Here is a 16,075-nt window from a genome sequence, read left to right as displayed (position 1 = left end):
CCCCTTGTTATCAGGAACTGCTGGATGAGAATTGTTGAGTCAGATAATTGCTGGTGTTGTTCAGCTTGCTCATCATGGTATCGAGCTGCGTAAACTGAGCTTTATATCGGGCGATGGTGTCGTCGATGCTGGTACTGGTTGCCAGGTACTGTTTCGTCAGGCTTTTTAACGTGGCATTTATGCTGGTGGTGGCGCTGTCGATGATGCCATCATCTGCTAAGTAGCCTTTTACCAGGTTCGCAGTGGTGGTGGTGATGCCGGTAGTCTTGCCGTCTCCGACCAGTAATTTTTGAGTGTCTACAGAATTTTTGGTTAATGCATCACTCAGTTTTTTATCGTCAATCTTCAGCTTGCCGGTTGTTGGGTCTTGGGCAATGCCAATTTGGGATAATGTGCTAAATTTTGAGCCGGTGTCACCTGTCGTAAACTGGCCACGAATGCCTGTCTGAATAGTTCGAACTACGCTATCGCCAAGTAACACTCCATTCCCCGAGCTTTGATCTGCACCCGCTTCAACCGCACTGTATTTTGTCAGTGAGCTAAAGGTATCCAACATGGAGTTATAAGCGTCAACCCAGGTTTTTATAGCGGCTGTTGCTTTGTCATTGCTCTTTGCAACGGTGACGGTAGCATTGGCGACTTCTTTTGTCAGAGTTAAAGTAACTCCTTCCGGTGTATCTTTGACTGTATTACTGCCACTTTCCACTTCGATATTATTGATAGTGAGCAGGGCATTCTGCGCTGGAATGGTTTGAGTTAATCTTCCGGTGTTAGTGGAGGAATCATAACCAAGCAGATCATTGAGCTTGCTGTCACCTTTAACGCTAATCGTCATTGCCTTATCTGTCCCCGTTTCTGCGGAGGAGATAACTAGCTGATACTCGCCACTCTTATTTTTGATTACGCTGGCAGAGATACCACTATCAGCGGTATTAATTGCATCGCGAATGCCGTTTAGAGATGTTTGATCATCGCTAAGTTTGATTTCCAACGGTTCTTTACGACCCGGCTGGTTGATGACTAATGTACGGTCGGAAGAGGACACACTGCTTTGTTTATCTGTGGCGTTAGCACTACCGGTAGTTGCCAGTGATTGTGCTTGTGCCAATTGAGTAACACTAATGGTGTATTTCCCTGCTGCTGCACCAGCATCAGTGCTAACGACTAAATCAGTACTACTGCTGGTGACCGTGCTGCTTTTAAAAAGGGTAGCGTCATTTAGTGCTGTGTTAGCGGTCTGGAATTTTTCAATTGCGCTTTTAAGAGAACCGTAAGCGGTCAGTTTTGCGCTGTAACTGGACTGCTGCGCGGTAATTGGCGTCAATCGACCTTTTTCTGCTGTACTGAGGTTTGTTAACAGTGTATCCAGTGGCAGGTTGGAGCCGACCCCTAATGAAGAAACGCTAGCCATTATTATTCCCTTTTCATTACTAACAATTATTCACAGTGGTATCGGCAATCAGAGCGTAAAGTTTAATGATATTTATGCACAATTAATGGCGGGAATAATGACGGCGTTGCGGGTTATTTCTGCGGCTAGAGAAAAAGTGAAATTATTCTAAAGTTCGAAATTTACATGCCGATACAAGGGTTACGGTGCAAAACCGTGGGCAACAGCCCAACCCCATAATGTGAATTGATAAGGATAAAATCATGGCACAAGTTATCAACACTAACAGCCTGTCGCTGTTGACCCAAAACAACCTGAACAAATCTCAGTCTTCTCTGGGTACTGCTATTGAGCGTCTGTCTTCCGGTCTGCGTATTAACAGCGCCAAAGACGATGCAGCGGGCCAGGCAATTGCTAACCGCTTCACCTCTAACATTAAAGGTCTGACTCAGGCTTCTCGTAATGCCAACGACGGTATCTCTCTGGCTCAGACCACTGAAGGTGCATTGGGTGAAATCAACAATAACTTACAACGTGTTCGTGAGTTAGCTGTTCAGGCTACTAACGGTACCAACTCTGATAGCGATTTGAGCTCTATTCAGGATGAAATTACTCAGCGTTTGGGTGAAATTGACCGTGTGTCAAATCAAACTCAGTTCAACGGCGTAAAAGTCCTGGCAGCTGACAACACAATGAAAATTCAGGTTGGCGCTAACGATGGTGAAACTATCGAGATTCAACTGGACAAAATTGATGCTAAGACCTTAGGTCTGGATAGCTTCAGTGTTGCTCCTGCAGCAGTGCCTACAGCTAAAGATGTCACACTGAAAAGTCAAGCTGCCCCAACTTTAACAAACGTAGATGCAGCTACTGGTGATGTTAACGGTGCTGCGGGTGCTGCATTTGGTGCTACTTTCAAAACTGGTTCAGTAACTACCTACTTCCCTGGTGCGACTGATACTGGCGACACTACAGATGTTACTGGTACTCCAGCTACTAAAGTCTCCCAAATTCAAGTTGAAGGCCAAACATATTTCGTTGCTCAAGATGGGAATACCGCTGGTAACGAATTTTCATTATTGAAACAATCTGGTACCGGTTATGAGAAAGTCCAGGTTGATGGTAAAGATGTCCAGCTTGCTAACTTCGGTGGTCGTGTAACTGCCTTTGTTGATGATGCAGGTGTGGCAAAATCAGTAGATTTGAATACCAACAAAGTCGGCAGCGCATTAGCATTTAATGACGCCCCAATGTCCGTATACAGTGGTGGAAAGAACCTTGAAGTTCATCAGGTTTTGGATAATAAAGGCGCAGTTGTTGCAGGTGCGTATGCTGCAAAAACTTCTGATGGTAAATATCTGGCTGTAAATGTCGATACTGCAACAGGAAACACCTCTGTTGTTACAGACCCTAATGGGAAAGCTGTTGAGTGGGCTGTCGGTTCTGATGGCAATGCAAAAACCATCATGCGTGAAGATGATAAGATTTACAGTGCAACAGTTGCTGGGAATGCAGCAACAAAAGGCACTGAAATTGCTACTTCTGACCTTAAAGCTTTAACAACAACGAATCCTTTGGCAAAACTGGACGAAGCGTTAGCTAAAGTTGACAAACTGCGTAGCTCCCTGGGTGCGGTACAGAACCGTTTCGATTCTGCTATCACCAACCTGGGTAACACCGTAAACAACCTGACCTCTGCTCGTAGCCGCATCGAAGATGCTGACTACGCGACCGAAGTTTCCAACATGTCTAAAGCGCAGATCCTGCAGCAGGCAGGTACTTCTGTTCTGGCACAGGCTAACCAGGTTCCGCAGGGAGTGCTGTCTCTGCTGCGTTAAGTTTCATAAAAAACGCACATTCCTGACCCAACCCCGCGCTTGCGGGGTTTTTTCTTTATGCTTGTTACCCATAACCCCTAAATAACCCCTCATTTCACCCACTATTCTTGCGATTAAAAACCCTCCAGAAACGGATAATCATGCCGATAACTCAACTAACGCAGGGCTGTTTATCGTGAATTCACTGTATACCGCTGAAGGTGTGATGGATAAACACTCGCTGTGGCAGCGTTATGTACCATTGGTGCGTCACGAAGCATTGCGCCTGCAGGTACGCCTGCCCGCGAGTGTGGAGCTTGACGACCTGCTACAGGCGGGCGGCATCGGGTTGTTAAACGCAGTGGACCGTTATGATGCCCTGCAAGGAACGGCATTTACTACCTACGCGGTGCAGCGCATCCGTGGGGCGATGCTTGATGAGTTGCGCAGCCGTGACTGGGTGCCCCGCAGCGTCAGGCGTAATGCCCGCGGCGTTGCGCAGGCAATTGGTCAACTGGAGCAAGAGCTGGGCCGTAATGCGACGGAAACAGAAGTGGCAGAACGGTTGGATATCCCGCTCAACGAGTACCGTCAGATGTTGCTCGACACCAATAACAGCCAACTTTTCTCTTATGACGAGTGGCGTGAAGAGCATGGCGATAGTATCGAACTGATTACTGAAGAGCATCAGCAGGCGAACCCGCTGCAACAACTGTTGGAGGGGAATTTACGCCAACGCGTGATGGACGCCATTGAGGCGCTGCCCGATCGTGAAAAAATGGTGCTGACCCTTTATTACCAGGAAGAGCTGAATCTCAAAGAGATAGGTGCGGTGCTGGAAGTGGGGGAGTCGCGCGTCAGTCAGTTGCACAGCCAGGCGATTAAACGCTTACGCACTAAGCTCGGAAAGCTGTAGGCCGTACATTATAAGACGACCGGGATAACATCATGACGGTGCAGCAATTAAAAAAACGGCCATTAAGCCGCTTCTTAAAAGACTTTAAACACACGCAAACACATTGTGCACAGTGCGCAAAATTGCTCGACCGCATCACGCTTACGCGCCGTGGTGAAATTGTCAGCAAAACGGCAATCGCACAACTCGATACCTTAATTGATGAAAATGGCTGGCAGGTTGAGCGTCAGTCATGGGCGGCGTTGTGCCGTTTTTGTGGTGATTTGTACTGCAAAGAGCAGCAGCACTATTTCGATATCATCGGCTTTAAAGAGTATCTTTTTGACCAGACTGAGATGAGCCACGGCACTATCCGCGAATATGTGGTGCGCCTGCGCCGTCTCGGAAATCATCTGGCCTCGCAGAATATTCCCGCTCCTTCCTCCGCTAAAGGCTATTTCGACGACTCGCTTGAACCGTGGTTGCCGACAACCAGCACCAATAACTACCGCATTGCGTTGCGCAAGTACGGGCAGTTTCAAACCCTGAACCAAAATACCAGTGCCCAATACCAGGAAAATAAATCAACTTCTGATATATATTAAAATGGCATAAGTTGTAGCGTAGTGTTTTTGATTGATTATATTAAGTCGCTACAATACAACCAAATTATCAATCTTCGGGGTGACTATGAAATTTGCAATGGTAGGGCGTCAGGCGCTGATGGGCGTACTGGCAGTGGCAATGGTCGCGGGTGCGAGCGTAAAAACTTTTGCGGCAGAAAATTTACTTAATAAAGTGAAAGAGCGCGGCACGCTGTTGGTTGGGCTGGAAGGAACTTATCCTCCGTTTAGCTTCCAGGGTGACGATGGTAAGCTGACCGGTTTTGAAGTGGAGTTTGCCGAGCAACTGGCACAACACCTGGGCGTGAAAGCTGCGCTCAAACCGACCAAATGGGACGGTATGCTGGCGTCGCTGGACTCCAAACGCATCGACGTGGTGATTAACCAGGTCACCATTTCTGACGAACGTAAGAAAAAATATGATTTCTCCACGCCGTACACCGTTTCCGGTATTCAGGCGCTGGTGAAAAAGGGCAATGAAGGCAGCATTACCGGGCCGGATTCGCTGAAAGGCAAAAAAGTCGGTGTGGGCCTTGGGACTAACTACGAAGAGTGGTTGCGTGCCAATGTGCAGGGCGTTGATATCCGCACTTATGATGATGACCCGACTAAATATCAGGATCTGCGCGTAGGTCGTATTGATGCCATTCTGGTTGACCGCCTGGCAGCGCTGGATCTGGTGAAGAAAACCAAAGACACCCTGGCAGTAGCTGGCGCTCCATTCTCTCGTCAGGAAGCGGGTGTTGCCGTACGTAAAGGCAACGAAGACCTGGTTGAAGCGATCAATAAAGGTATTGCCGAGATGCAGAAAGACGGCTCTTTAGCCAAGCTTTCTGAGAAGTGGTTTGGCGCTGACGTAACAAAATAATTTCTCAAAACCTGAAAAAAGGTGCTGATTTCAGCACCTTTTTTATTTGTATTTGCGGGCATTTTGCCCGGCTGGTGCATAATGAATAAATCTGGATTTTATTCAAAGTGTAATGGAGTTGCTCATGTCACTGCACAATCTGACGCGCTTCCCGCGTCTGGAATTTATCGGCGCACCGACGCCTCTCGAATATCTGCCGCGTTTTTCCGATTACCTCGGGCGAGAAATCTATATTAAACGTGACGACACCACGCCAATGGCGATGGGCGGTAATAAGCTGCGTAAGCTTGAGTTCCTGGCGGCAGACGCGCTGCGTGAAGGTGCAGACACCCTGGTAACCGCTGGCGCTATTCAGTCGAACCACGTTCGCCAGACTGCGGCCGTTGCCGCAAAACTCGGCTTGAAATGTGTCGCCCTGCTGGAAAACCCGATTGGCACTAAGGCTGAAAACTACCTCACCAATGGCAACCGTTTGATGCTTGATTTGTTTGATGCAGAAATCGAAATGTGTGATGCACTGCATTCACCGGATAGCCAACTGGAAGAGATCGCCGTGCGCCTTGAAGCGCAGGGTTTTCGCCCGTATGTGATTCCGGTTGGCGGTTCAAACGCGCTGGGTGCTTTGGGTTATGTCGAAAGCGCGCTGGAAATTGCTCAGCAGTGTGAAGGCGCGGTGAATGTGTCGTCTGTTGTGGTCGCATCAGGTAGCGCGGGTACGCATGCCGGGTTGGCTGTAGGGCTTGAGCAAGTGATGCCTGATGTTGATTTAATCGGCGTTACCGTTTCACGCTCTATCGCCCAACAGTTGCCGAAAGTAGAAGCGTTACAGCATGCCGTTGCGCAGTCTCTCAGTGTCAGCGCAAATAATCCGATCGTGCTTTGGGATGACTATTTCGCCCCGGGCTACGGCACGCCTAACGAAGAAGGCCTTGAGGCCATTAAATTACTGGCTCGTCTGGAAGGGATTTTGCTTGACCCGGTTTATACCGGCAAAGCCATGGCGGGTTTGATTGATGGTGTGGCGCGAGAGCGTTTTAAAGACGACGGTCCAATCATCTTTATTCATACTGGTGGGGCGCCCGCGTTGTTCGCGTACCACCCGCACGTCTAAGTCATAAGAAAACAGGGTATCTATGCAAGAAAGTATTCAACTGGTGCTGGACTCCGCGCCATTCCTGCTCAAAGGCGCGGTATTTACGCTACAACTGAGCATCGGCGGTATGTTCTTTGGGCTGATTCTCGGCTTTTTACTGGCGCTAATGCGTCTGTCGCCATTCTGGCCGTTTTCGTGGTTATCGCGTTTTTACGTGTCGATTTTCCGCGGTACGCCATTAATCGCCCAGCTATTTATGATTTATTACGGCCTGCCGCAGTTTGGTATCGAACTGGATCCCATCCCGGCGGCCATGATTGGTTTGTCTCTGAATACGGCGGCTTATGCTTCTGAAACCTTGCGTGCGGCGATTTCGTCAATCGAAAAAGGGCAATGGGAAGCGGCGGCGAGTATCGGTATGACGCCCTGGCAAACGCTGCGCCGGGCCATTTTACCGCAGGCGGCGCGTGTGGCGTTGCCTCCGCTGAGCAATAGCTTTATTAGCCTGGTGAAAGATACTTCGCTGGCAGCGACCATTCAGGTTCCTGAACTGTTCCGCCAGGCGCAGCTGATCACTTCGCGTACGCTTGAGGTATTTACCATGTATCTCGCGGCTTCATTGATTTACTGGGTGATGGCAACGGTGCTTTCCACGTTGCAAAACTACTTTGAAAATCAACTTAATCGCCAGGACAGGGATCCAAAATGAGCGCCATCGACGTAAAACAACTGGTCAAAAAATTCCATGGGCAGACGGTGCTGCACGGTATCGATCTGGAAGTGAAAGCGGGCGAAGTGGTGGCAATTATCGGGCCGAGCGGTTCGGGTAAAACCACACTGCTGCGCTGTATTAATTTGCTGGAACAGCCGGAGTCCGGAACCATTAAAGTCGGCGAGATTACGATTGATGCCGCACAATCGCTTAGTAAACAGAAAAATCGCGTGCGCGAATTACGCCAGCATGTCGGTTTTGTGTTCCAGAGTTTTAATCTTTTCCCTCATCGGACGGTGATTGAAAATATTATTGAAGGGCCAGTGATTGTAAAAGGTGAGCCGAAAGAAGAGGCGATTGCGCGAGCGCGTGAATTGTTGGCAAAAGTCGGGTTGAGCGGTAAAGAAACTAGCTACCCGCGCCGCTTGTCTGGCGGTCAACAGCAGCGAGTGGCGATAGCTCGTGCGTTGGCGATGCGTCCGGAAGTGATTCTGTTTGATGAACCGACTTCAGCGCTTGATCCGGAGCTGGTGGGCGAAGTGTTAAGTACCATTCGCCAGTTGGCCGAAGAAAAACGCACGATGGTGATTGTGACCCACGAAATGAGCTTTGCGCGTGATGTGGCAGACCGCGCAATTTTTATGGATCAAGGGCGCATTGTTGAGCAGGGTCCAGCCCGCGAACTGTTTGCTAATCCTAAGCAGCCGCGCACTCAGCAATTTCTCGAAAAATTCCTTACGCAGTAAGTATGTTGGCTCTGTTCGGGGCCAACATTAAAATACATTAATAATTTTGATAAATGTGATAGCGTTAAACATAACTTTCGAGAATGATTTAAGTGTCAGGAGAAACGCCAGACATAATGGATGATCACAACTTTTTTCGCTGGCGACAGGATGTACTTAATATCTTCCAGTCGGTTACCGAGGCGGATGAAATAACAAAAATTCTTCGTCAGCAAACAGAATTGATGGAATTTGATTATTTCTCTCTGTGTATTCGCCACCCGGTACCTTTTACCCGCCCTAAAACGTCGCTCAGGTCGTCGTATCCACAAAGCTGGCTTGATCACTATCATGCTGCTAATTATTTCGCGATTGACCCGGTGTTGCGCCCTGAAAATTTCATGCGCGGTAATCTGCCCTGGGACGATGCGCTTTTTGGTGATACGCAGGAATTCTGGGATGCGGCGAGGGATCATGGTCTGCGGCGCGGCATCAGTCAGTGCGTGATGTCGCCGAATCGTGCGTTGGGATTTTTGTCTGTTTCACGCACCGCTAATAAAGGTAAAATATTAGCCGATGATCTCCTGCAAATGCGTCTGCAATATTTGGGTGAATTAAGCCTGATGACATTAACGCGTCTTAATGATTCAACAATGGACGCCGTAACATTGAAACTCAGTAAGCGTGAGCGGGAAATATTGCAGTGGACGGGCGAAGGGAAAACATCTGCTGAGATCGCGATTATTTTGTCGATATCAGAAAATACCGTGAATTTTCACCAGAAAAATATGCAGAAGAAGTTTAATGCGCCTAATAAAACGCAAATTGCCTGTTACGCCGCAGCGATTGGGATAATTTGAAGTAAAGGAATTGAGAGGGTAGTGCTAACAAAACGGCTGGAGAATAAGAACTCATCCAGCCGTTGTGCAGAGATTACTGACGGTAAGCCTGTTTGATTTGCTTAACAGTGTTACCAAACACCTCTGCATGGGACGAGTCTTCCATTTGAGCAATTTGCTTTTCCATTTTGATGATAACCTTGCCTGCATCGGCTTGGCCCATGGCTTTAAGCATCTGAGTCAGCATGGCTTTCAGGCAGGTGACTTCAATAGCCAGTTCACTACTGTTATCTGCAGTGGAAAAATCAGGAGTGCTCATTTGTGTTCCTCGGTCTCGGTTGGTACACCGTCATTTAGTGTAACGGCTTCGTAAGGCGGCGGAGTATAGCACACTCATAAACCATTTTATTAGTGCTTAAGCGTATAGCGTAGATTGCTATCTGTACGATGCAGTTGAATTGTTTTAAAGATGTTTATTAATAGTTAAAAAGCAGTGCATTTATCAACATTAAAAATACTTTAAATTATTATGGGTCATCGTTTTTTTTAATGTGAAAAGCATTTTTATTATTTGGCTGCATGAATTAAACAGCAGGAGTGTACAGTTTCCACTGTACAATTAAATTTCCAAAAGCAGTTTGAATTCTTAAAATCTGCTTTTAGATTTTAAAGTTGCCGAAAAACCCGTTAATATGTCCCGGTAATTTTAGCAGCGTAATCCCTTTTCTGGAGAGTTCCCCTTTGATCAACGTACTTCTTGTTGATGACCACGAACTGGTGCGCGCAGGGATACGACGCATTCTTGAAGATATCAAAGGGATCAAGATATCAGGTGAAGCAAATTGCGGTGAGGATGCCGTTAAGTGGTGCCGTAGTCATCCGGTTGATGTTGTCCTGATGGACATGAATATGCCGGGAATGGGTGGTCTTGAAGCAACACGTAAAATCGCGCGATATTCAAATGATATCAAAGTGATTATGTTGACGATTCACACCGAAAACCCGCTGCCAGCAAAAGTCATGCAAGCAGGCGCTTCCGGTTATTTAAGTAAAGGTGCCGCGCCGCAGGATGTTGTGAACGCGATTCGTTCGGTTAACGCCGGTCAGCGTTACATCGCATCCGACATTGCTCAGCAGATGGCATTAAGCCAGATTGAACCGGAAAAAACGGATACCCCGTTTGCCAGTTTGTCTGAGCGCGAATTACAGATTATGCTGATGATTACCAAAGGCCAGAAGGTCAATGAAATCTCAGAGCAGCTTAATCTCAGCCCGAAAACGGTCAACAGTTACCGTTACCGCATGTTTAGTAAACTGAATATCAGTGGCGATGTTGAGCTGACACACCTTGCAATTCGTCATGGTTTATTTAGTGCGGAGACGTTAATCAGTAGTGAGTGAAATTTTTGACCCACGCGCTTTTCTCAAAACTGTCACCAGCCAACCTGGCGTCTATCGCATGTATGACGCCAGCGAAACGGTCATTTATGTTGGTAAAGCCAAAGATCTAAAAAAGCGCCTGTCGAGCTATTTCAGGAGCAATCTTGCCAGCCGTAAAACCGAAGCTCTGGTGGCATTAATCCAGCATATTGATGTGACGGTGACTCATACCGAAACAGAAGCGCTGCTGCTGGAACACAACTACATCAAGCTTTATCAGCCACGTTATAACGTGCTGCTGCGTGATGACAAATCCTATCCTTTTATTTTCCTCAGCGGTGATACACATCCGCGGCTTGCTATGCACCGTGGAGCGAAACACGCGAAAGGCGAATATTTCGGGCCTTTCCCGAATGGCTATGCCGTGCGTGAAACGCTGGCGTTGCTACAAAAAATCTTCCCTATTCGCCAGTGTGAAAACAACGTCTATCGCAACCGCTCGCGTCCTTGTCTGCAATACCAGATTGGGCGTTGCCTGGGTCCGTGTGTGGCTGGTTTGGTCAGCGAAGAGGATTACGCTCAACAAGTTGAATATGTGCGTTTATTCCTTTCCGGAAAAGATGACCAGGTTCTGAATCAACTGATTGAGCGAATGGAACAGGCCAGCAAAAATCTTGAGTTTGAAGAAGCCGCGAGAATTCGTGACCAGATTCAGGCTGTACGTCGCGTCACGGAAAAACAGTTTGTTTCAAATACCGGCGACGACCTGGATGTGATTGGCGTCTCCTTCGATGCTGGCATGGCGTGCGTACATGTTCTCTTTATCCGTCAGGGGAAAGTGTTGGGTAGCCGCAGTTACTTCCCGAAGGTGCCAAATGGCACGGAGCTTGCGGAAGTCGTTGAAACGTTTGTGGGGCAGTTCTATTTGCAAGGCAGCGCGATGCGCACATTGCCTTCTGAAATTCTGCTCGATTTCAACTTGCCGGATAAAACATTGCTTTCTGACTCCCTGACTGAGTTAGCCGGGCGGCGAATTAACGTGCAAACCAAGCCTCGGGGCGATCGTGCACGTTACCTGAAACTCGCCCGTACCAACGCCGCAACGGCTTTGGTGACCCGACTGGCGCAGCAGTCTACGATACATCAACGTCTGGCGGCCTTAGCCAGCGTGCTGGAATTACCGGCCATTAAAAGAATGGAGTGTTTTGACATCAGCCACACGATGGGTGAGCAGACCATCGCTTCCTGCGTGGTTTTTGATGCCAATGGTCCATTACGGGCTGAATATCGTCGCTACAACATTGAAGGGATCACGCCTGGCGATGATTACGCCGCGATGAATCAAGTTCTGCGCCGCCGTTATGGTAAGGCCATTGACGAAAGCAAAGTGCCAGACGTCATTCTTATTGATGGCGGTAAAGGGCAATTAGGGCAGGCGAAAAAGGTATTCGCGGAGCTGGATGTGCCGTGGGATAAAAATCATCCTCTGCTGCTGGGCGTGGCGAAGGGCGTTGACCGTAAAGCTGGCCTTGAGACATTGTTCTTTGAACCGGAAGGCGAGGGCTTCTCGCTGCCGCCAGATTCCCCGGCGCTTCATGTCATCCAGCATATCCGTGATGAATCCCATGACCACGCGATTTCTGGGCATCGTAAAAAACGCGCGAAAGTAAAAAATACCAGTGCTCTGGAGACTATCGAAGGCGTTGGTCCGAAACGTCGCCAGATGTTGTTGAAATATATGGGGGGATTGCAACCATTAAAGAATGCATCCGTAGAAGAAATTGCAAAAGTGCCAGGTATCTCGCAAGCGTTAGCAGAAAAGATCTTCTACTCGTTGAAACATTAAGGCCTCTGTAGCAACATAGAGACAATTTCCACTTACGACAGACAGTTAACCAGCACTATGCAATTTAATATCCCAACATTGCTTACTCTGTTTCGTATCGTCCTTATCCCATTCTTTGTGCTGGCATTTTATCTGCCGTTTAGTTGGGCGCCATTCCTATGCGCGTTTATCTTCTGGTTTGCCGCTATCACTGATTGGTTCGATGGTTTTCTGGCTCGCCGCTGGAACCAAAGCACGCGTTTTGGGGCCTTCCTGGACCCGGTAGCGGATAAAGTCATGGTCGTGGTCGCGCTGGTGCTGGTGGTTCAGCACTATCACGCATGGTGGGTCACGCTGCCTGCGGCGACTATGATTGCTCGTGAAATCATTATTTCTGCGTTACGTGAATGGATGGCGGAAATCGGCAAACGCAGCAGTGTGGCGGTTTCCTGGATTGGCAAAGCCAAGACCATGGCACAAATGCTGGCGCTGATAGGAATGCTCTGGCGTCCAAATATGTGGATCGAGTACACCGGCATCGGTTTGTTCTTCATTGCTGCGGTATTAACTTTCTGGTCAATGTTCCAATATTTGGCCGCCGCAAGGGGCGATTTGCTCGAACCGTGATCGGTCCGGTGCAAATTTCAGCAAACGGAACGCGGTGGTGGAAAATTTCATTGACTCACCGCGCCATCTAAGTAGAATGCAACGCATCGAACGGCAGCACAGCTTGCCAGAAGATAGTAAAATCAAATGATTAGCGTAAAGCTTCATTAAAAGATTTTGCGGGAATAGCTCAGTTGGTAGAGCACGACCTTGCCAAGGTCGGGGTCGCGAGTTCGAGTCTCGTTTCCCGCTCCAAATTTATGTAGCAGAAATTCTGTTACAGCCTGCAAAGGTAAAAAGTTTTGGCGCGTTAGCAAAGCGGTTATGTAGCGGATTGCAAATCCGTCTAGTCCGGTTCGACTCCGGAACGCGCCTCCACTTTCTTCCCGAGCCCGGGTGGTGAAATCGGTAGACACAAGGGATTTAAAATCCCTCGGCGTTCGCGCTGTGCGGGTTCAAGTCCCGCCCCGGGCACCATGGGAATAAAAGCTATAAAATCAATGATAAAGCAGTGTCGTGAAAACCACCTTCGGGTGGTTTTTTATTGCCTGAAATTCACCTTTCTGTCATTTCTCCTCAAATCGACTCCATACACCTTTTCTTCATCCGTTTTGGCTACCTCCCGCTCCGCTGATCCTCAAGAATATGACTACCGTCACATTCCATCATGAAAGAATAAATTATTCCTTTTAAAATTATTTGTAATAATTAATTATTCCTTCATCTGTGAGGTTCTCTTCATTTAACCTTTACGCCACGGCAAGCCATGTTAACAAACCACTGCGAGACACTGATGAAAATTGATTTATCTGCCCTGACTACCGAAGGCCGCAACACTGATAGTGAAAACATCGACATGCTTTCGACCGAGGAGATGTTGAGAGTCATCAATAAAGAAGATCAAAAAGTCGCTCTGGCTGTCGAAAAGACCATTCCGGCCATTACTCAAGCCGTTGACGCGATTGTTGGGGCTTTCCAGAAAGGGGGGCGCTTAATTTACAGTGGCGCGGGGACGTCTGGTCGCCTGGGTATCCTTGATGCCAGTGAATGTCCACCGACTTATGGCACTCCACGAGAGCAGGTTGTCGCGTTGATAGCCGGTGGGCATCAGGCCATTTTGCAGGCCGTTGAAAATGCGGAAGACAACCTGGCGATGGGCGTAGATGACCTCAAAAACATTCAGTTCAATGCCTCTGACGTGCTGGTGGGCATTGCGGCAAGTGGGCGCACACCATATGTGGTCGCGGCGCTGAATTATGCCAAAAGTCTTGGCGCAACAACCGTGGCATTGACCTGCAACGCTGGCAGCGAAATCACACAAATAGCGGATATCGCCATTACGCCAGTAGTCGGGGCTGAAGTGGTGACCGGATCGTCTCGTATGAAAGCAGGCACAGCTCAAAAACTGGTGCTCAATATGCTGACTACCGGCGCAATGATTCGCAGCGGTAAGGTTTACGGAAACCTGATGGTTGATGTCGAGGCCACAAACCAGAAGCTGGTTCAACGCCAGATTAATATCGTGATGCAGGCGACGGATTGCGACCAACCAACCGCTTCCGATGCGCTACGCAGCTGCAACGGGCACTGCAAAACAGCGATTGTTATGGTTCTGGGAAATCTCAGCGCGACAGAAGCAAATCAACTTCTCAATGAGAGCAATGGATTTATTCGCAAAGCATTAACCAACAGGACGAGTGAATAATGGCCAAAATCACGGAACAGATGATTGCCTCAATTCTGCAACTGGTCGGCAATAAAAATAATGTTCAGAACTGCGGAAACTGTATGACGCGGTTGCGCTTGACGCTGAACAACGACCAGTTAATTGAACATGACAAATTGAAAGCGCTCCCGGGAGTTTTGGGCGTGATTAATACCGACGACCAACTGCAAATTATTCTGGGTCCAGGGAAAGCGCAAACCGCCGCAGAAATGATGAACCTGATGATTAATTCGCAGGCTGATGACTCTGCAGAGCCCGCGGATCTGCGTTCGGTAACCAGTGACAACAAACAAAAAATGAAGGCGAAACAAACCAGCGTGGTGCATCAGTTTCTCGCTAAGTTTGCCACCATCTTTACGCCGCTCATTCCGGGTTTTATCGCGGCGGGCATGTTGCTTGGGTTCGCCACATTAATCGAACAAAGCTTGCTGGCAGGTGCAGCTGAAAAGAATGCGACAATCGTTCATATCGTTGGTTATATGAAAATATTCGGTAAAGGGTTATTCACCTTCTTACCTATATTGATTGGTTACAACGCACAGAAAGCATTTGGTGGCTCAGGGGTCAACGGGGCGATAATTGCTTCTTTATTCCTGTTGGGCTATTCCCCGAACGCGACAGTCGGGTACTTTTCCGGCATCGATAATTTCTTCGGTATGGGCATCGACCCGCGCGGGAATATTATTGGCGTGTTGATTGCCGCCATTTTGGGCGCGTGGATTGAACGCCAGGTGCGCAAAATTATTCCTGATAACCTCGATATGATCCTCACTTCATTGTTGACGCTGCTCATCACCGGCGCGCTGACATTTACCGTCATCATGCCGTTCGGTGGCGAGCTGTTTAAAGGGATGTCATGGTTATTTTTACACCTGAACGGTAACCCGTTTGGTTGCGCTATTCTGGCTGGATTGTTCTTGATTGCCGTGGTGTTTGGGGTTCATCAGGGATTTATCCCGGTCTATTTCGCGTTAATGGATGTTCAGGGCTTCAACTCTTTGTTCCCCATTCTGGCTATGGCAGGTGGCGGGCAAGTCGGTGCGGCACTCGCTCTTTACTTCCGCTCGGCGAAAGATTCTGCCACGCGTATTCAGGTCAAAGGTGCCATTATTCCGGGTCTATTGGGGGTAGGTGAACCCTTGATTTATGCGGTTACACTGCCTCGTGTGAAGCCTTTTGTGACCGCCTGTCTCGGTGGTGCTTGCGGCGGTTTCTTCATTGGTCTGGTGGCATGGTTGGGTCTGCCAGTCGGTTTAAATACCGTGTTTGGCCCATCAGGACTGGTCTCACTGCCGTTGATGACATCGCATGAGGGAATTTATGCCGGTATGGGCGTGTATGCCGTCGGGATAGTTATCTCGTACGCCAGCGGTTTTATTCTGACCTGGTTCTTTGGCCATAAAGATGTTGATCTAGCTTAAGATCATGGGCAGGCGGCTTCCCCCTTCAACTCATATTGCCGTTTGCCCACTTTTATTACCGGAGTAAGCCGGATTTATATTGCCTGAAAATCCTCTTTACTGACATCATTCACCCATTCCGCTAACCCGGCCAGAAAATCGAATAATCTCAGGAG

The 16,075-nt window shown here is 48.4% G+C and carries 15 protein-coding genes and 3 tRNA genes; 16 read left to right on the top strand and 2 right to left on the bottom strand.

Annotated features, from left to right (window positions below):
• Positions 1 to 10: 10 nt before the first annotated feature.
• Positions 11 to 1,411, bottom strand: coding sequence for a flagellar filament capping protein FliD (gene fliD / locus GBAG_RS11970; RefSeq protein ID WP_034496219.1), 1,401 nt, complete (start codon positions 1,409 to 1,411; stop codon positions 11 to 13).
• A 242-nt stretch (positions 1,412 to 1,653) separates the two neighbouring features.
• Here fliD and GBAG_RS11965 point away from each other — a divergent pair, with 242 nt between their 5' ends.
• The 8 genes from GBAG_RS11965 to sdiA all read left to right on the top strand — a co-directional run bounded on the left by GBAG_RS11965 (position 1,654) and on the right by sdiA (position 8,983).
• Positions 1,654 to 3,228, top strand: coding sequence for a flagellin N-terminal helical domain-containing protein (locus GBAG_RS11965; RefSeq protein ID WP_034496216.1), 1,575 nt, complete (start codon positions 1,654 to 1,656; stop codon positions 3,226 to 3,228).
• A 175-nt stretch (positions 3,229 to 3,403) separates the two neighbouring features.
• On the top strand, positions 3,404 to 4,123 hold the full coding sequence (locus tag GBAG_RS11960; RefSeq protein WP_034496214.1) for an RNA polymerase sigma factor FliA: 720 nt from the start codon (positions 3,404 to 3,406) through the stop codon (positions 4,121 to 4,123).
• 32 nt (positions 4,124 to 4,155) lie between these two features.
• Complete coding sequence (gene fliZ / locus GBAG_RS11955; protein WP_034496211.1) at positions 4,156 to 4,707, top strand: flagella biosynthesis regulatory protein FliZ; 552 nt, start codon at positions 4,156 to 4,158, stop codon at positions 4,705 to 4,707.
• Between the two features lie 85 nt (positions 4,708 to 4,792).
• On the top strand, positions 4,793 to 5,593 hold the full coding sequence (gene tcyJ, locus GBAG_RS11950; RefSeq protein ID WP_034496208.1) for a cystine ABC transporter substrate-binding protein: 801 nt from the start codon (positions 4,793 to 4,795) through the stop codon (positions 5,591 to 5,593).
• A gap of 124 nt (positions 5,594 to 5,717) precedes the next feature.
• Positions 5,718 to 6,704, top strand: coding sequence for a D-cysteine desulfhydrase (dcyD, locus tag GBAG_RS11945; protein ID WP_034496206.1), 987 nt, complete (start codon positions 5,718 to 5,720; stop codon positions 6,702 to 6,704).
• 22 nt (positions 6,705 to 6,726) lie between these two features.
• Positions 6,727 to 7,395 (top strand): cystine ABC transporter permease, encoded by a 669-nt coding sequence (gene tcyL / locus GBAG_RS11940; protein ID WP_034496204.1) that lies wholly within the window; start codon positions 6,727 to 6,729, stop codon positions 7,393 to 7,395.
• On the top strand, positions 7,392 to 8,144 hold the full coding sequence (tcyN, locus tag GBAG_RS11935) for an L-cystine ABC transporter ATP-binding protein TcyN (protein ID WP_034496202.1): 753 nt from the start codon (positions 7,392 to 7,394) through the stop codon (positions 8,142 to 8,144). The genes tcyL and tcyN overlap by 4 nt, the downstream gene beginning before the upstream one ends.
• Positions 8,145 to 8,260: 116 nt before the next feature.
• Positions 8,261 to 8,983, top strand: a complete 723-nt coding sequence (sdiA, locus tag GBAG_RS11930) for a quorum-sensing transcriptional regulator SdiA (RefSeq protein WP_034496200.1) — start codon at positions 8,261 to 8,263, stop codon at positions 8,981 to 8,983.
• A 73-nt stretch (positions 8,984 to 9,056) separates the two neighbouring features.
• On the opposite strand, the gene GBAG_RS11925 is transcribed toward sdiA, so the two are convergent.
• A complete protein-coding gene (locus GBAG_RS11925) occupies positions 9,057 to 9,281 on the bottom strand; it encodes a DUF2594 family protein (protein ID WP_034496197.1) in 225 nt (74 codons plus the stop codon).
• 422 nt (positions 9,282 to 9,703) lie between these two features.
• On the opposite strand from GBAG_RS11925, the gene uvrY reads away from it, so the two are divergent.
• From uvrY to murP, 8 genes are all read left to right on the top strand, one after another.
• A complete protein-coding gene (gene uvrY / locus GBAG_RS11920; RefSeq protein WP_034496195.1) occupies positions 9,704 to 10,363 on the top strand; it encodes a UvrY/SirA/GacA family response regulator transcription factor in 660 nt (219 codons plus the stop codon).
• On the top strand, positions 10,356 to 12,188 hold the full coding sequence (uvrC, locus tag GBAG_RS11915; RefSeq protein ID WP_034496192.1) for an excinuclease ABC subunit UvrC: 1,833 nt from the start codon (positions 10,356 to 10,358) through the stop codon (positions 12,186 to 12,188). Before uvrY ends, uvrC begins: the two co-directional genes overlap by 8 nt.
• 57 nt (positions 12,189 to 12,245) lie before the next feature.
• Positions 12,246 to 12,794: a CDP-diacylglycerol--glycerol-3-phosphate 3-phosphatidyltransferase gene (pgsA, locus tag GBAG_RS11910; protein ID WP_034496190.1), complete on the top strand. Its 549-nt coding sequence runs from the start codon at positions 12,246 to 12,248 to the stop codon at positions 12,792 to 12,794.
• Positions 12,795 to 12,952: 158 nt separating this feature from the next.
• Positions 12,953 to 13,028 (top strand) — tRNA-Gly (locus GBAG_RS11905).
• A 49-nt stretch (positions 13,029 to 13,077) separates the two neighbouring features.
• A tRNA-Cys gene (locus tag GBAG_RS11900) sits at positions 13,078 to 13,151 on the top strand.
• A gap of 12 nt (positions 13,152 to 13,163) precedes the next feature.
• A tRNA-Leu gene (locus GBAG_RS11895) sits at positions 13,164 to 13,250 on the top strand.
• Between the two features lie 316 nt (positions 13,251 to 13,566).
• The gene (gene murQ, locus GBAG_RS11890; protein ID WP_034496318.1) at positions 13,567 to 14,478 is read left to right on the top strand and encodes an N-acetylmuramic acid 6-phosphate etherase; all 912 of its coding nucleotides are present in this window, start codon (positions 13,567 to 13,569) and stop codon (positions 14,476 to 14,478) included.
• Positions 14,478 to 15,920 carry a PTS N-acetylmuramic acid transporter subunit IIBC gene (murP, locus tag GBAG_RS11885; protein ID WP_034496187.1) on the top strand — a complete coding sequence of 481 codons (1,443 nt, stop codon included), beginning with the start codon at positions 14,478 to 14,480 and terminating at the stop codon, positions 15,918 to 15,920. Before murQ ends, murP begins: the two co-directional genes overlap by 1 nt.
• The last annotated feature ends 155 nt before the right edge of the window (positions 15,921 to 16,075 follow it).

The sequence above is a fragment of the Buttiauxella agrestis ATCC 33320 genome, assembly GCF_000735355.1.
GTDB lineage: Bacteria > Pseudomonadota > Gammaproteobacteria > Enterobacterales > Enterobacteriaceae > Buttiauxella > Buttiauxella agrestis.
This window is presented reverse-complemented; position numbering and strand designations above follow the sequence as displayed.

What these genes read in the sequence shown, in the direction of transcription:
- fliD (WP_034496219.1), bottom strand. Translation starts at nt 1,411, where the DNA reads ATGGCTAGCGTTTCTTCATTAGGGGTCGGCTCCAACCTGCCACTGGAT.
- GBAG_RS11965 (WP_034496216.1), top strand. Translation starts at nt 1,654, where the DNA reads ATGGCACAAGTTATCAACACTAACAGCCTGTCGCTGTTGACCCAAAAC.
- fliZ (WP_034496211.1), top strand. Translation starts at nt 4,156, where the DNA reads ATGACGGTGCAGCAATTAAAAAAACGGCCATTAAGCCGCTTCTTAAAA.
- tcyJ (WP_034496208.1), top strand. Translation starts at nt 4,793, where the DNA reads ATGAAATTTGCAATGGTAGGGCGTCAGGCGCTGATGGGCGTACTGGCA.
- dcyD (WP_034496206.1), top strand. Translation starts at nt 5,718, where the DNA reads ATGTCACTGCACAATCTGACGCGCTTCCCGCGTCTGGAATTTATCGGC.
- tcyL (WP_034496204.1), top strand. Translation starts at nt 6,727, where the DNA reads ATGCAAGAAAGTATTCAACTGGTGCTGGACTCCGCGCCATTCCTGCTC.
- tcyN (WP_034496202.1), top strand. Translation starts at nt 7,392, where the DNA reads ATGAGCGCCATCGACGTAAAACAACTGGTCAAAAAATTCCATGGGCAG.
- sdiA (WP_034496200.1), top strand. Translation starts at nt 8,261, where the DNA reads ATGGATGATCACAACTTTTTTCGCTGGCGACAGGATGTACTTAATATC.
- GBAG_RS11925 (WP_034496197.1), bottom strand. Translation starts at nt 9,281, where the DNA reads ATGAGCACTCCTGATTTTTCCACTGCAGATAACAGTAGTGAACTGGCT.
- pgsA (WP_034496190.1), top strand. Translation starts at nt 12,246, where the DNA reads ATGCAATTTAATATCCCAACATTGCTTACTCTGTTTCGTATCGTCCTT.
- murQ (WP_034496318.1), top strand. Translation starts at nt 13,567, where the DNA reads ATGAAAATTGATTTATCTGCCCTGACTACCGAAGGCCGCAACACTGAT.
- murP (WP_034496187.1), top strand. Translation starts at nt 14,478, where the DNA reads ATGGCCAAAATCACGGAACAGATGATTGCCTCAATTCTGCAACTGGTC.